A 14,688-nucleotide genomic window follows, 5' to 3' on the forward strand; every position below is an offset into this window, starting at 1 on the left:
GATTGCTCCGTCTTTCCCAAGTCCACCATGCGATAGACTTGCGTATCCGGTATTAGCTACCGTTTCCGGTAGTTATCCCAGTCTTACAGGCAGGTTGCCTACGTGTTACTCACCCGTCCGCCGCTAAGCTAATCAGGAGCAAGCTCCCGATTAACTCCGCTCGACTTGCATGTATTAGGCACGCCGCCAGCGTTCGTCCTGAGCCAGGATCAAACTCTCCAATAAAGTGTTTGACTTGCTCATTTCAAAACTGACGAGATTTAAAATCTCATTTATTACTCACTCGTTGTTCAGTTTTCAAAGATCAACTTCGTTATCGTCTTATCGGCGACAACTTTTATAGTATATCATGTCCGGCGTTATCTTGCAAGCATTATTTTTATCTGCGATTCTGAGCTGAAGTTCATAATGCCCACGAATAACGACCGGATTTATAATATATCATCTTTTCAACCCGGGCGCAACCCGAAGGCCGGCTTTTTATGCATCCAGATTCATCCACCCGCAAGCGGAATACCTCATTCATCATATATATAGAGAAAGCCCGGCAATCAGCCGGGCTTTCGACATCCTTACATCTATACCTTATTCCGCAGAACGCATATGCGGGAACAGCAGCACGTCGCGGATGGAAGCCGAATCGGTCAGCAACATCACGAGGCGGTCCACCCCGATCCCCAAACCACCGGTTGGCGGCATTCCGTATTCCAACGAACGGATGAAATCCTCATCCATCTCATGCGCTTCGTCATTGCCTTGCTCACGCTCCAGCAGTTGGGCTTCAAACCGTTGGCGCTGGTCGATTGGATCGTTCAGCTCCGTAAAGGCGTTAGCATGCTCCCGCGCGACGATAAACAGCTCGAAGCGATCCGTAAAACGCGGATCTTCTTCGTTCTTCTTGGCCAGCGGCGAAATCTCTACCGGATGTCCGTATACAAACGTCGGTTGAATGAGCGTTTCTTCCACGAATTGCTCGAAGAAGGCGTTCAGAATATGGCCAAACGTCATGTGCGGCTCCACTGGAACCTTGTGCTCTTTAGCCAAACGATGCGCTTCTTCATTGCTCATTTGGATGCCAAAATCAACCCCGGTTACTTCCTTGACCGCATCAACCATCGAAACGCGACGCCATTGCGGAGTTAGGTTCACCTCGTGACCCTGGTATTGCACCACTTGAGTGCCCAGTACTTCTTGGGCGATATGAGCAATCATATTTTCCGTCAAAGCCATAATATCCTTATAATCGGCATAAGCTTCGTACAGCTCGATCATCGTGAATTCCGGGTTATGGCGCGTAGAGATCCCCTCGTTCCGGTAAACCCGGCCGATCTCATACACTTTCTCCAGGCCGCCGACGATCAGGCGCTTCAAATGAAGCTCGATCGCGATCCGCATGTACAGCTGCATGTCCAGCGCATTATGATGCGTAATGAACGGACGAGCCGCCGCTCCTCCGGCAATCCCGTGCAGGGTTGGCGTTTCCACTTCCAGATACCCCAGGGAATCCAGATAACGGCGCATCGATTGGATGATCCGGGAGCGCTTGATGAACGTTTGCTGCACCTCCGGATTGACGATCAAATCAACGTAACGCTGACGATAACGCAGCTCAACGTCCTTCAAGCCGTGATATTTATCCGGCAACGGATACAGGGACTTGGACAGCACTTCCAAATCCTTGACCTTGATCGTCGTTTCGCCGGTTTTGGTCTTGAACACCTCACCGGTTACGCCTACGATATCCCCGAGATCCAGAATGCTGAACGCCTCATACTTAACTTCCGGCACGCTGTCTTGACGGACATAAATCTGAATTTTGCCCGACAGGTCCTGGATATGCGCAAAGCTGGCTTTCCCCATGCCCCGTTTCGCCATGATCCGTCCGGCGATGGATACCTCAACGTGCTTCTCCTCCAATTCTTCCTTGGAAAGCCCGTCATACTGCCGGAGAATGTCACCCGCATTATGGGTGCGTTCGTATTTTTTGCCGAAAGGGTCGACTCCAAGCCCGCGCAGCTCGTCCAATTTATCGCGGCGAATTTGCAGCAGCTCGCTGACCTCCAAGGTTTCCTGGTTATTGATCTCTTCGCTCATAGCCCTACTCCACTCCTTAATCCTGCTGAATTTGCTCGCCGACAAAAGAAACAGTGAAAGAAGCTTCCGCTGGGGAAGCTTCCTTCGTCGCTCAATCCGCCTTACTTCTTAATGTCCACGATTTTATATTGAATCACGCCGGCCGGAACGTTTACATCCACGATAGCGCCTTTTTTCTTGCCGAGAATGGCTTTGCCGACAGGGCTTTCATTCGAAATCTTGTTCTGCATCGGATCGGATTCCGCTGTCCCAACGATCGCATATTCCATCGTATCGCCAAATTCCAGATCTTCCACTGTCACGATCGAACCGATGCTTACCGTATCCGTGTCGATTTCGTCGTTGTTGATGATTCGCGCGTTGCGCAGCATTTTCTCCAACGTGATAATCCGACCTTCGATAAAGGCTTGCTCGTTCTTCGCGTCCTCGTATTCCGAGTTTTCACTGATATCCCCGTATCCGATGGCAACCTTGATCCGTTCCGCAACCTCGCGGCGTTTCACGGATTTCAAGTTCTCCAATTCTTCTTCCAGTCTCTTCAGACCATCCTGGGTAAGAATAACTTCCTTATCGCTCATCTCAACCGATTCTCCTGTCATGGAAAAAATTTTCGCACGGTGCGTGCGGCACCCGAAAACCCTCCTGGAAAATGAACGCTTCCCCAAAGGAAAGGTTCCTTTGCCGTTCCACTGCCGCTTAGGTGCTTGGAAGCGCTCGCTTCCGTCAGCAATGGTCACTAAATTCCTTGCTCATTGTGTATATCATATGCATTATGTGATAAGGGTCAGACCTCCCCAAAGGGGAAGACTCACGCTTAAGGCGAATTTATATTGTGAAATTATAGGTGAACGATTGTCAAATGTCAATGACACCCGATTTTACAAATGTAAACGTTTCATGAAGAAGGAGGTACCCGTTAAAAGGGCCCCCCATCCCAATTCGCCCTTATGCGGATACCTCGTCAAGAATCGTTCCCGCCGCTAAGCCGGCGACAAAATCCTCAAGAATACGCACCATCTCGTCACGACGAGTTTCTTCCATAATGAGATCCTTGATGCGCGCGGCACCCTTCAAGTTTTTCAAATACCAAGCCAAATGCTTGCGCATTTCGCGGACAGCCACGCGCTCGCCTTTCAGGGCGGCCAAGCGGTCCATGTGCAGGATAGCGATGCGGATTTTCTCCTCGGCCTCCGGTTCCGGAAGCAATTGTCCGGTCTTCAGATACTCCACCGTCCGATACAACATCCATGGATTGCCGAGCGCCCCGCGCCCGATCATCACGCCGTCGCATCCGGTCTCATCCAGCATCCGCCGGGCATCCTCCGGCGTCGCCACGTCCCCGTTCCCAATGACGGGAATCGACACGGCCTCCTTCACCTGACGGATATAGCTCCAGTCCGCTGTGCCGGTATACTGCTGCTCGCGGGTCCGACCATGCACGCTGACGGCTTTGCCGCCGGCTTGTTCCACCGCTTTGGCGTTGTCCACCACGTAGATATGCTCCGCATCCCAGCCGATCCGCATTTTCACGGTGACCGGTTTGCTTACGGCATCCACCACAGCGGAGACCATCTCGTAAATTTTATTCGGATCCAGCAGCCAACGTGCGCCGGCGTCGCATTTCGTCACCTTCGGTACAGGACAGCCCATATTGATATCAATAATATCGGCATTGGTTTCCTGATCGACGACTTTAGCCGCTTCTACAAGCGACGCGCGATCCCCGCCGAAAATTTGCAGGCTAAGCGGTTTTTCTCGCTCGTCCACAAAGAGCATTTCTCGGGTGCGCTTGTTGCCATGAAGGATCGCTTTATCGCTAACCATCTCTGCGCAGACAAGCCCTGTCCCAAATTCCTTGGCAATCAGGCGGAAGGCCGGATTGCATACGCCTGCCATCGGGGCAAGCACGACCTGGTTTTTCAATTCAATATCGCCTATCTTCAGCAAGATGGTCCCCTCCAATCGATGAGTTTCGTAAAAAGCGACTCTGCTTAGGGTCCAGGCTTCAGCTCGGCCAAGGTAATCCCCAAACAATCTGCAATTTTAATTAAAATTTGATCATCCGCCCGGCGGTTCCCCCGCTCCACCGCTCCCAATAAGGCGAGGGATACGCCGGACTTCTCCGCCAGCTCTTGCTGGGTAAAACCTTTTAGTTTTCGGAAAGCGCGGATGCGCTGTGCCAGGTGCATGTTTTCCAAAACCGGACGCCTTCCTTTCCATCTAGGGTGTCCAAGGCACTGTGAATGCGTGCATACAGCCCGGAGGGCTCTCCTTCCGGCACGATGTCGGACAAAGGGACGAGCACAAAAGCCCGCTCCATCATCCGCGGGTGCGGCAAGGTGAGAAGTGGTGTGTTCATCACGCGGCCGCCGGCCCATAACAAATCCAGGTCCACCGTACGCGGCCCAAATCGGATGGTACGCTCTCTCCCCAATCGCAGCTCGATATCCAACATAACCGTAAGCAGCGCCTCGGGCTCCAGCGAAGTACGCAAAGCCAATGCCATATTTACAAAATTCGGCTGATCCAGGTAACCTACCGGATCGGTCTCATATAAATCGGAGCAGCGCAGCACCTCGATAGCTGGATGCTCCTGCAGTGCCGCAATCGCCTGCATCAGGGTGGCCTCGCGGTCTCCCAAATTGGCGCCTAAAGCAATATAAGCCTCTGAATGCTCAGAGGGAGTAGTCGTGTTCATAAACGATAGGCTCACTTTCTGGAACGGTACATCTCCACCGTCACGCCGTCGAAATGAATATCAAACGGAGGGTGCGGCTTCGTAACCCGAACCGTTAACGCATCTACCCTAGTATAAGTGTCCAAAACCGCAGATGCAATATGCTCCGCCAGCGCTTCGATTAATTGGAAGCTTTTTTGCTCGACAATGGATTTGACCAGTTCGTGGACTTCGGCATAGTTGACCGTTTGGTTCAAATCATCGCTAGTCCCCGCCTGGCGCAGATCCAGCTCCAGATCCAGATCCACATAAAAGCGCTGACCCAGCTTGCGCTCCTCCTCAAACACCCCGTGGTATCCGTAATATTCCATGCGCCGTAGCGTCATTTTGTCCATGAAATCCGGCTCCTTTTCCTGCAATTAACTATTTATGAAACGTACACGATCGCATCGCACATCTGCACGGTCTGCTTGATCGCCTTCACATCGTGAACGCGGACGATCTGGCACCCCTGGGCGATCCCCAACGCCACCGTCGCTGCTGTCCCGAACACGACCTCATCGACCGGCAAATCCAGCGCCGTACGAATAAATCGTTTGCGGGACGTACCAAGCAGCAGCGGGAAGCCAAGTCCCGCCAAGGTGTCTAGCGCGCGCATCACCCGTAGATTTTCCGTATAATCCTTAGCAAAGCCAATCCCCGGGTCCAAAATGATGTTCTCGTCACGCACGCCGGCACGTCGGGCAATCTCCACGCATTCGCGGAGATCCGCCGCTACATCGGCAATCAAATCGCCATAGTTACGATCCTGGCGATTATGCATCAAGATCACCGGACACCCAAACTCCGCCGCCACCGCGGCCATCGGCGCTTCCGCTTTAAAGCCCCATACATCATTAATGATATGCGCCCCGGCTTTTAACGCTTCTCTCGCTACCCGGGCCTTATACGTATCCACCGACAGCGGGACCTTCGGCATCTCGCGATGGAGGGCCTCCACAACGGGAAGGACCCGCTCCAGCTCCTCCTGTTCACTCACGGGCTCATGCCCTGGACGCGTCGACTCCCCGCCGATATCAATAAGATCCGCGCCTTCCGCCACCATTTCCCGGGCATGCTGAACAGCGCGCTCCACATTATTGTAACGACCTCCATCGGAAAAAGAGTCCGGCGTCACGTTCAAAATCCCCATCACCAGCGTACGTTCGCCAAGCGTAAAAGACGCCTCGCCGAGCCGGTAGCTGCGTTTATAAATGATCGGTTGCATCGCCGCTCCTCGCTTTCTCCCTATATTTCCCCAGCAGCCGCTCCGTAACCGCCCCAATGCGTCCGGTTCCGACCGTGCGCCGCCGCCTCCCTCGTCCGCCGGGCTTGCCAGGTTCCACTAATTCGGTCACCGGTACGAGCTCCTGGATCGAATTGGTCAGGAAGACTTCGTCCGCCTCCCACAGCTCGTCCCAGGTGTACAGGCCTTCCTCTACCCGAATCCCCTGTTCGGTTGCCAGTTCCAAGACCATGGCGCGCGTGATGCCGGGGAGAATGCCCGTTTCGATACCCGGCGTATAACATTGGCCATTCCGCACAAAAAATACATTGCTGACGATCCCCTCCGCCAGCCAGCCCTGGGGCGTCAGTTGCAGCCCTTCGGCAGGGACGGGAGCGGTTAAGGGGCGTATCTCTTGGCCCGCGAAGGAGGCGGTCGACGCCGGCAGCTGCACCTCGCGCTCCAACCGGGCAAGCTCGCGCTTCGCCAGCACATTATTCATATAGTGCAGCGATTTGAACCGAACCTCACCCTCCGGCGTGTTGCGGGGTGTCGCCAGCCGCCACAACGGCTTCCCGTTCGTGTACAACGCCGCTCCCGGCTCCGGCAGCGGCTTCACATAGATCACGACCTTCGGCTTGTCGTAGTCTCCGGCCGGCAAACCCAGCGGTCCCTCGCCAGCCGTCACCGTATACCGGATGTAGCCTTCGGCTAATCCGTTCCGCTCGAGCAGTTCGGCGATTTCCTTCTCAATCCGAACGGGGTCGGCCTGGTAGCCGATCCCCAGCGCCCGGCAGCCGGAGGCCAACCGCTCCAGATGCCGCTCCAACAGGAACGGCCGCCCTCCATAGGTGCGGAACGTCTCGAATAAGCCGAGCCCGTACATAAAGCCGTGATCCATTACAGAGATCACGGCTTGGTCGGCCGGGGTCGGAACGCCATCCACCCCGATGTATTTCATGCTTGCGCTTCCGCCTTCCGGTTCAGGAAGTTGCGGAGGATCTGGTGGCCATGCTGGGTAATAATCGATTCGGGATGGAACTGCACGCCCTCAATGGCATACGTTTTATGACGCAGCCCCATAATCTCTCCTTCCGCCGTCTCGGCGGTAATCTCCAGGCAATCCGGCAGGCTCTCGCGTTCCACGATCAGCGAATGGTACCGCGTGGCCGTAAAAGGCGACGGCAGGCCGGCAAACACCGACTCCCCCTGATGGTGGATCGGCGACGTCTTACCATGCATCAGCCGTTCGGCGCGGATAACCTTGCCGCCAAAGGCCTGGCCGATAGCTTGATGTCCCAGACAAACGCCAAAGATCGGGATCACTCCCTTAAAATGCTCGATCAATTCCAGCGTAATCCCCGCCTCATTCGGCGTACACGGGCCGGGGGATATTAAGATATGATCCGGCTGCAAAGCCTCAATTCCCGCAAGATCGATCTCATCATTGCGGCGGACAGTTACTTCCTCGCCTAACTCGCCTAAATACTGCACCAAATTGTACGTAAAAGAATCATAGTTGTCGATCACCAAAATCATCTCATCTCATCTCCTGTCCTAGACTTTGTCCAGCTGGCTCTTCTCGGTTTGTTGAATGGCCAAAGCAACGGCTCTGGCTTTGTTGAAGCACTCCCTATACTCACGGTACGGGTCCGAATCGATAACGATGCCGGCTCCCGTCTGCAGGTAGCCAACGCCGTCCTTCGCGACCAGCGTACGTATAATAATATTTAATTCCATATTCCCGGCATAGTCAATCCACCCCATTGCACCGGTGTAGGGTCCTCTTGTGACAGGCTCCAGCTCTTCGATGATTTCCATCGTCCGTACCTTAGGCGCTCCAGTGATCGTTCCTCCTGGAAAAACAGCCGCGATCGCATCGTAAATCGAAGGCTCCGTCCCCAGCTCCCCTTCGACTTCAGACACCAAATGCATCACATGTGAGTAGCGCTCCACCGTAAACAGCTCGCTCACCCGCACCGTTCCGTACTCCGCCACCCGGCCGATATCGTTGCGCAGGAGGTCAACCAGCATAATATGCTCCGCCTGCTCCTTCTCGTTGCCGCGCAGCTCCTCCTCCATCTGCCGATCCTCTTCCGGCGTATGCCCCCGCCGCCGTGTCCCCGCGATCGGGCGGGTGCTGAGCTTCCCTTGCTCCATCTTCACCAGCAGCTCCGGCGAAGCCGAAACCAGCTGAAAGTCGGGGAAGCGAAGCAAGCCCATATAAGGCGACGGGTTCAGTCGTCTTAACTGCTCGTACACCAGCTCGGGCCTAGCCGTCAACGCAAAAGCCTGTCGCAGTGAGAGATTCACTTGGAAAACGTCACCGGCGGCGATATACTCTTGAACCCGCCGCACCGCCGCTTCAAACGCCTCCTGCGTCATCGAGACGGCCAAGCGGCGGCGTTCCAGTTCTGCGTCGCTTATCGAAGAAGGGGCGGTCGCCAAACCTCCGGGGGCGGCTGCACTCTCTGCACCGACCGTCGCAGCGCAAAAATCCTTCCAACGCTGCGCCATGCGCACAGCCCGGACCTCAGCGCAGCGATAGCTTTCGCGCAGCTTCTCCAAGTCGGGCGAAGCGATGGGGACATGGACGACGCAATACACATCGCCTTGGGCCTGATCGATGGCCCACAGCTCCTCTAGCCGCATCCAGACATAGTCGTCCAGGCCGAGATCATCCTGCGCCCGGTTCGGGAGCCGCTCCAGCGAACGCGCCACATCATAGGCGAGATACCCCACAGCGCCGCCGCTGAACTTCGGCAGCCCCGGCACCGCAGGCGAGCGATACGGCGCCATCCAGTCCCGCAGCAGTTCCAGCGGCTTGCCTGAACGTACCAAAGCCTGCCCGGAGGCGGTCAAATCGTGGACAACGGCTTCGTTACCTTTGCCGCGGATCACCGAGACCGGCTCCAGGCCCAGGAAAGTGTATCGCCCTCCCTTCCCGCTCTCCAACACACAGGCGTATGGCCCGGCCTCCTCCCAGGCCTGCGACCAATCCGCAGGCAACCCGGAGGCCGTAAGCGGGCATTTGACCGCAAACGGCAGCATCGTCCAGCTCCCCGTTTGCGCCCAATCTCTCCATTGCTCCCAAGACGTCATCTTTTCCATGAACCCCGCTGATCCTCCAAATCTTCGTCGTCAAGCTCCTAATCTTATTGGAAGCTAGTATACTCGAAGAACACCTAAAAATAAAAGACCCCAAACCGTTCGATTGAACGGCCGGGGTCGCCAGCGCTCTCGGCGCAATCCTCTTTACGCTTCGAAATTGTACAACGGCGTGCTGAGGTAACGTTCGCCGTTACTTGGAATGATCGCCACGACACGTTTGCCTTTGCCCAGCTGTTTCGCCACCTTTAATGCCGCAAATACTGCAGCACCGGAGGAAATCCCCGACAGGATCCCTTCCTCTTTCGCTACCGTACGCGCTTGTTCGAAGGCTTCTTCGTTCTCAACATGGATAATTTCATCATAAATTTCACGGTTCAAGATCTCCGGAATAAAGTTCGCACCAAGACCTTGAATTTTATGCGGGCCAGGTTTGCCGCCTGCCAAAATTGGCGAAGCCGCCGGTTCAACCGCAAAAATCTTCAGATCCGGGAAGCGCTTCTTCAACACTTCGCCTGCGCCGGTAATCGTTCCGCCCGTACCGATCCCTGCCACGAACGCATCCAGACGTCCATCCAGCGATTCGATGGCTTCCACGATTTCCGGGCCGGTTGTTTCGCGGTGGATCTTCACGTTCGCTTGTGTTTTGAACTGATCCGCCAAGAAATAATCCGGATTCGCTGCCAGCAGCTCCTCGGCTTTCTTCACCGCACCGTTCATGCCTTCAGCTCCTGGCGTCAGAACAAGCTCTGCCCCGTAAGCGCGCAGCAGGTTGCGGCGTTCCAAGCTCATCGTTTCCGGCATGACGATAACGGCTTTATACCCTTTCGCTGCGGCTACCATCGCCAAGCCGATCCCTGTGTTTCCGCTTGTCGCTTCAATAATCGTGCCGCCCGGCTTCAGCTTGCCGGCTTTCTCGGCTTCCTCCACGATGCTGATGGCAATCCGGTCTTTAACGCTAGAGCCCGGGTTTTGGTATTCCAGCTTCACATAGATTTCTGCGCTGTCCTCCGGTACAATCCGGCTCAACCGGACCAGCGGCGTATCTCCGATCAATTCCGTTACATTGTTCACGACTTTTGCCATATCAAATATCCTCCCTTTGGATAAAAATAACCTAGTCGATCTGGCTGCTTCAAAATGAAAGCTTAGACAATATAGGATGTGCGATTTATCGGCTTTCATTTATTTCCGAGTATTTAAGTTGGTTTTCTGATTATTATCTTAACAACCCCGATCGGAGTTGTCAAGAAAAGTCACAAAAAATACTTTGCATCAAAGGTCCCGGCGACCTCCTCCGCAAAGTATCTTCCGTCCCATTTTGCTTGGTTAAGGCCCTCTAGCCTTCCCAACCTATTTTCCCGTCTGCGCAATCAGCCGGTCCAGATCCTCGGGCGTAAACGAGTACGGTTCGTTGCAGAAGTCGCAGACAACCTCCGTTTCTTTCCCTTCGTCCCGCAGTTCTTCCAACTCCTTCTTACCCAAGCTGATCAGGGTACGCTCCACCCGCTCCCGGGAACAGCTGCAGGAGAACACGATGTCCATTTCCTCCAACACCTGTACGTCCGGCACGATCCGGCGCAGCATATCCTCCAGCTCCAGCCCCTGATCGAGCAGCGTCGTCACCGGCGGCAGCTGACCCACGGCCTTTTCGATGGAATCGATGTCCGAATCGCTTAAGCCCGGCAACAGCTGAATAATGAAGCCGCCCGCTACAATCACCGTGTTGTCCACGTCGACCAGGACGCCTAGTCCAACGGCGGAAGGCGTTTGCTCCGATACGGCAAAATAATAGGTGAAATCCTCGCCAAGTTCGCCCGAAATCAACGGCACACTGCCGCGATAAGGCTCCTTGAGCCCCAAATCCTTCGTCACATGGATAAATCCATCCGTTCCGACTACACCGCGAACGTCCAGTTTCCCTTGGCTGTTGCTCGGCAAATGCACATGCGGGTTCTTCACGTAACCGCGCACTTCGCCTTTGGCGTTCGCATCCGCCATAATCTGTCCGATCGGCCCGTCGCCTTTGACCTGTACGGTCAGCTTCTCCTCACCCTTGAGCATCGCGCCCATCATGGCGGCGGCGGTTACCGTACGCCCCAAGGCGGCCGTTGCAGTCGGATAAGTATCATGCCGGCGGCGCAGTTCCTCCACCAGCTCGGTCGTCCGCACCGCGAAGGCGCGCACTTTCCCGCCCAAGGCGATCCCGCGGATCAACCGGTCTTTCTTGCTGTTTTGGTCCATGATGCGAAGGACCTCCCTTCGTTCCTTTTAGTATAACCATCGCTTGATTTATTGATTGCGTTCGTAGATAATCCGAAGCCCCTCTAAGGTCAACTGCGAATGGACCTCCTCGATCGTCCGTGTTTCGCTGGCGATCAGCTCGGCTAATCCCCCGGTTGCGATCACCTTCGGTTTCATCCCCATCTCCTTGGCAATCCGTTCGACAATACCGTCAACCTGGCCGGCATACCCAAAAATAATCCCCGCCTGCATCGCATGCACCGTATTGCGGCCGATCACCTTCTTTGGCTTCTCGAGCTCGATGCGCGGCAGTTTGGAGGCACGCTGGTACAGCGCTTCCGTTGAGATGCCGATCCCCGGCACGATCGCACCGCCGAGGTAATTGCCTGCGGCATCGATACAGTCAAACGTTGTAGCCGTGCCGAAATCGACGACAACCAGCGGCCCGCCGTACCGTTCGATGGCAGCCACCGCGTTGACAATCCGGTCGGCTCCAACCTCACGTGGATTTTCGTAGCGCAGGTTTAACCCGGTTTTGATGCCCGGGCCAACGACCAGCGGCTTTTGCCGCAAATATTTTTCAGACAGCTCCTCCAGCACATGCATTAACGGCGGAACAACCGAAGAGATGATGACGCCTTCCATCTCGCTTTCCCGGATGCCTACCATATCGAACAGGTTATGAATCAATACGCCATACTCGTCCACCGTGGCTTGGCGGTTCGTGCTAATGCGGAAATGATGGAGCAGCTCTTTTCCCCGGTAGATCCCCAGCACGATATTCGTATTGCCTACATCGACTACAAGGAACATGCGCTTGTTAAGCCTCCTTTTTGCCGTTCAGGTCCAAACTGATATCCAGGCTTTCAAAAGAATACGTCAACCGTCCCACGGAAATGACGTCCACCCCGCTCTCGGCAATGCCGCGGATCGTCTCCAGCGACACGTTACCCGACGCTTCCACCGTCACATGCGGCGCTTTCGCCTTGATTCGGCGCACCGCTTCCTTCATCAGATCGGGAGCCATGTTGTCGAGCATAATAATATCGGCTCCGGCTTGCAGCGCTTCCTCCACCTGTTCCAGGCTTTCCGTCTCCACCTCAATGGTCATCGTATGCGGAATATGCGCACGGGCGCGGCTGACCGCTTGGGCGATCCCCCCAGCCCCTTTGATATGATTATCCTTGATCATGACGGCATCGTACAAACCGAAGCGGTGATTTGAGCCGCCCCCGGTACGCACGGCATACTTCTCCAGCATTCGATGGCCCGGCGTCGTCTTACGTGTGTCTACCAGCCGAGTTGGCAATCCGCCAAGCGCTTCTACGAATGTTTTCGTGCGCGTGGCAATCCCGGACAGCCGTTGCAGCAAATTCAACGCCAACCGCTCCCCGGTTAATATGCTATGCGTGCTACCTTCCACCTCGGCCAAAATTGCACCTATCTCGATGCGTTCGCCGTCCTTCACGCGAGGCGTAAACGTCAGGTTCGGATCTACGATTTCGAAGACGAGTTGAGCCACCGGCATTCCGGCCACGATGCCGCCCTGCTTGGCGTGAATGATCCCTTTAGATTCATGGCCCACAGGGATCGTTACGGCGGTCGTCACGTCCCCGGAGCCTACGTCTTCCTTCAGCCAGCCGCGGATGGCCTCCACGAGTCCTTCATTATATCCATTAAACATCATCGCTAGTTTCCTCCAACATTCCTTTATCCCGTTGCCACAAAAGATGCTTACGCCACTTCGTATCGCTGCGTTCCGGGAAGTCCTCGCGGTAATGCCCGCCCCGGCTCTCCTCACGCGCCAGCGCCGATTTGGCCAGCAGCAGCGCACAGGTCAGCATATTGGCGTATTCCCATTGGTCGCGGGTATGCAACACTTGGCTAAAAATCGCCTGATGCCGTTCCAGTTCTTCGATCCCTTTGGCAAGGCCGGCGGCCGTACGGCGAAGACCCACTCGGCGAACCATCGTTTTCTGCAGGTCCAGGCGACGCTCCACCAGCGAGAACGGAGCCGGGGCCATGCGGCCGGCTTGGTAAGAGATCGTCTCGCCGGTGCGCGTACGCGGCGGAAGCTCCCCGATCCGTTGGATGATCCGGCGGCCGAACACAATCGCTTCCGACAGCGAGTTGCTGGCCAGCCGATTAGCGCCGTGCACGCCGGTCGACGAAACCTCGCCGCAGGCGAACAGCCGGTGTACGCTCGTCTCGCCGTGATGGCTGACGCGAACGCCTCCCATCATATAATGCGCAGCCGGGGCTACCGGAATCCAGTCGGTTGTCAGATCAAGCCCGTAGCTCAGGCAGGTTTCGTAAATCGTCGGGAACCGGGTTCTCACTTTCTCCGGATCTTCATGGGTGATGTCCAGGTAGACGATATTCGCTCCGGTCGCTTCCATCTCGCTTACGATCGCCCGCGCCACGATATCGCGGGGCGCCAGCTCCAGCAGCTCATGGTATTTGCTCATAAATCGCTCGCCCTTAATATTTCGCAAGACAGCTCCCTCGCCGCGAACTGCCTCGGAGATCAGAAACCGCGGCGCGCCCGGGTAACAGAGCGAGGTGGGGTGGAACTGAATAAACTCCATGTCACGAAGGACTGCGCCGGCGCGATAAGCGATGGCCATCCCGTCACCCGTAGCCACCTCGGGGTTAGTCGTATAGCGGTACAGCTGCCCGACTCCCCCGGAGCACAGAATCGTCGCATTCCCGCGCAGAAATACGCGCTGTCCGTCAGGCCGCTGCACCAGCGCGCCTAAGCATTCATTTTCCTCCGTGATCAAATCAATGACATAATGATTGTCCCAAACCTCGATATTGGGATGGACCCCCGCCTGCTCGGACAAAGCCCGCACGATCTCATACCCCGTCGCATCCCCATGGGCATGCAGAATCCGGCGATGGCTATGCGCACCCTCCTTCGTTAAGGCGAGTTCGCCGTTCTCCAAATCAAAGGCCGTACCCAGCTGCATCAGCTCTTTTACGCCTTCCGGGCCTTCATTAACTAGAATATCAACCGCTTCGGAGGAACACAAACCCGCTCCGGCCAACAGTGTATCCTGCCGGTGGTAAGCAGGCGAATCCTCCTCGGAAATGACGGCGGCGATGCCGCCTTGCGCATAGCGGGTATTGCTTTCTAGCATCGATTTTTTCGTGATCAGGATTACGCGATCTTTTTCACTTGCTTTAATAGCGGTAAAAAGACCCGCAATCCCCGAACCGATCACGATCACATCCGTATCAACGATCGGCAGCCGGCCTGCCTCAAAATCAACCAAATATTGTGGAATCACGATCGTCA

General features: G+C 55.5%; 15 protein-coding genes and 1 rRNA gene. All 16 read right to left on the reverse strand.

The genetic code is table 11. The annotated features are described in order from the left end of the window. Positions 1–225: ribosomal RNA gene (locus tag BN3277_RS00395) — 16S ribosomal RNA — on the reverse strand; the annotation flags it as partial. A gap of 360 nt (positions 226–585) precedes the next feature. Continuing rightward, entirely contained in the window at positions 586–2,094 is a 1,509-nt protein-coding gene (gene lysS, locus BN3277_RS00400; RefSeq protein WP_059040354.1) for a lysine--tRNA ligase, read from the reverse strand. A gap of 101 nt (positions 2,095–2,195) precedes the next feature. Further along, a complete protein-coding gene (gene greA, locus BN3277_RS00405) occupies positions 2,196–2,672 on the reverse strand; it encodes a transcription elongation factor GreA (protein WP_009226297.1) in 477 nt (158 codons plus the stop codon). A gap of 367 nt (positions 2,673–3,039) precedes the next feature. Beyond that, a complete protein-coding gene (dusB, locus tag BN3277_RS00410; RefSeq protein WP_059040355.1) occupies positions 3,040–4,041 on the reverse strand; it encodes a tRNA dihydrouridine synthase DusB in 1,002 nt (333 codons plus the stop codon). A gap of 44 nt (positions 4,042–4,085) precedes the next feature. Continuing rightward, positions 4,086–4,292: a helix-turn-helix domain-containing protein gene (locus tag BN3277_RS00415; RefSeq protein WP_059040356.1), complete on the reverse strand. Its 207-nt coding sequence runs from the start codon at positions 4,290–4,292 to the stop codon at positions 4,086–4,088. Beyond that, positions 4,244–4,792, reverse strand: coding sequence for a 2-amino-4-hydroxy-6-hydroxymethyldihydropteridine diphosphokinase (folK, locus tag BN3277_RS00420; RefSeq protein ID WP_059040357.1), 549 nt, complete (start codon positions 4,790–4,792; stop codon positions 4,244–4,246). Before folK ends, BN3277_RS00415 begins: the two co-directional genes overlap by 49 nt. Positions 4,793–4,803: 11 nt before the next feature. Continuing rightward, positions 4,804–5,166 (reverse strand): dihydroneopterin aldolase, encoded by a 363-nt coding sequence (folB, locus tag BN3277_RS00425; protein WP_059040358.1) that lies wholly within the window; start codon positions 5,164–5,166, stop codon positions 4,804–4,806. A 32-nt stretch (positions 5,167–5,198) separates the two neighbouring features. Next, positions 5,199–6,038, reverse strand: a complete 840-nt coding sequence (gene folP / locus BN3277_RS00430) for a dihydropteroate synthase (RefSeq protein WP_059040359.1) — start codon at positions 6,036–6,038, stop codon at positions 5,199–5,201. Beyond that, a complete protein-coding gene (locus BN3277_RS00435; protein WP_059040360.1) occupies positions 6,019–6,996 on the reverse strand; it encodes an aminotransferase class IV in 978 nt (325 codons plus the stop codon). Before BN3277_RS00435 ends, folP begins: the two co-directional genes overlap by 20 nt. Continuing rightward, a complete protein-coding gene (gene pabA / locus BN3277_RS00440; protein WP_059040361.1) occupies positions 6,993–7,574 on the reverse strand; it encodes an aminodeoxychorismate/anthranilate synthase component II in 582 nt (193 codons plus the stop codon). Before pabA ends, BN3277_RS00435 begins: the two co-directional genes overlap by 4 nt. A gap of 18 nt (positions 7,575–7,592) precedes the next feature. Next, positions 7,593–9,146: an anthranilate synthase component I family protein gene (locus BN3277_RS00445; RefSeq protein ID WP_059040362.1), complete on the reverse strand. Its 1,554-nt coding sequence runs from the start codon at positions 9,144–9,146 to the stop codon at positions 7,593–7,595. 144 nt (positions 9,147–9,290) lie between these two features. After that, positions 9,291–10,229, reverse strand: coding sequence for a cysteine synthase A (gene cysK, locus BN3277_RS00450; protein WP_059040363.1), 939 nt, complete (start codon positions 10,227–10,229; stop codon positions 9,291–9,293). 267 nt (positions 10,230–10,496) lie between these two features. Continuing rightward, the gene (hslO, locus tag BN3277_RS00455; RefSeq protein WP_059040364.1) at positions 10,497–11,387 is read right to left on the reverse strand and encodes an Hsp33 family molecular chaperone HslO; all 891 of its coding nucleotides are present in this window, start codon (positions 11,385–11,387) and stop codon (positions 10,497–10,499) included. 48 nt (positions 11,388–11,435) lie between these two features. Beyond that, positions 11,436–12,200 carry a type III pantothenate kinase gene (locus BN3277_RS00460; protein WP_059040365.1) on the reverse strand — a complete coding sequence of 255 codons (765 nt, stop codon included), beginning with the start codon at positions 12,198–12,200 and terminating at the stop codon, positions 11,436–11,438. A gap of 7 nt (positions 12,201–12,207) precedes the next feature. Continuing rightward, positions 12,208–13,074, reverse strand: coding sequence for a carboxylating nicotinate-nucleotide diphosphorylase (gene nadC, locus BN3277_RS00465; protein ID WP_059040366.1), 867 nt, complete (start codon positions 13,072–13,074; stop codon positions 12,208–12,210). Then, the gene (gene nadB / locus BN3277_RS00470) at positions 13,064–14,680 is read right to left on the reverse strand and encodes an L-aspartate oxidase (protein ID WP_059040367.1); all 1,617 of its coding nucleotides are present in this window, start codon (positions 14,678–14,680) and stop codon (positions 13,064–13,066) included. Before nadB ends, nadC begins: the two co-directional genes overlap by 11 nt. Positions 14,681–14,688: the final 8 nt, after the last annotated feature.

Origin of the sequence: Paenibacillus rubinfantis (assembly GCF_001486505.1) — a bacterium.
In the GTDB taxonomy this organism is placed as follows: domain Bacteria; phylum Bacillota; class Bacilli; order Paenibacillales; family Paenibacillaceae; genus Fontibacillus; species Fontibacillus rubinfantis.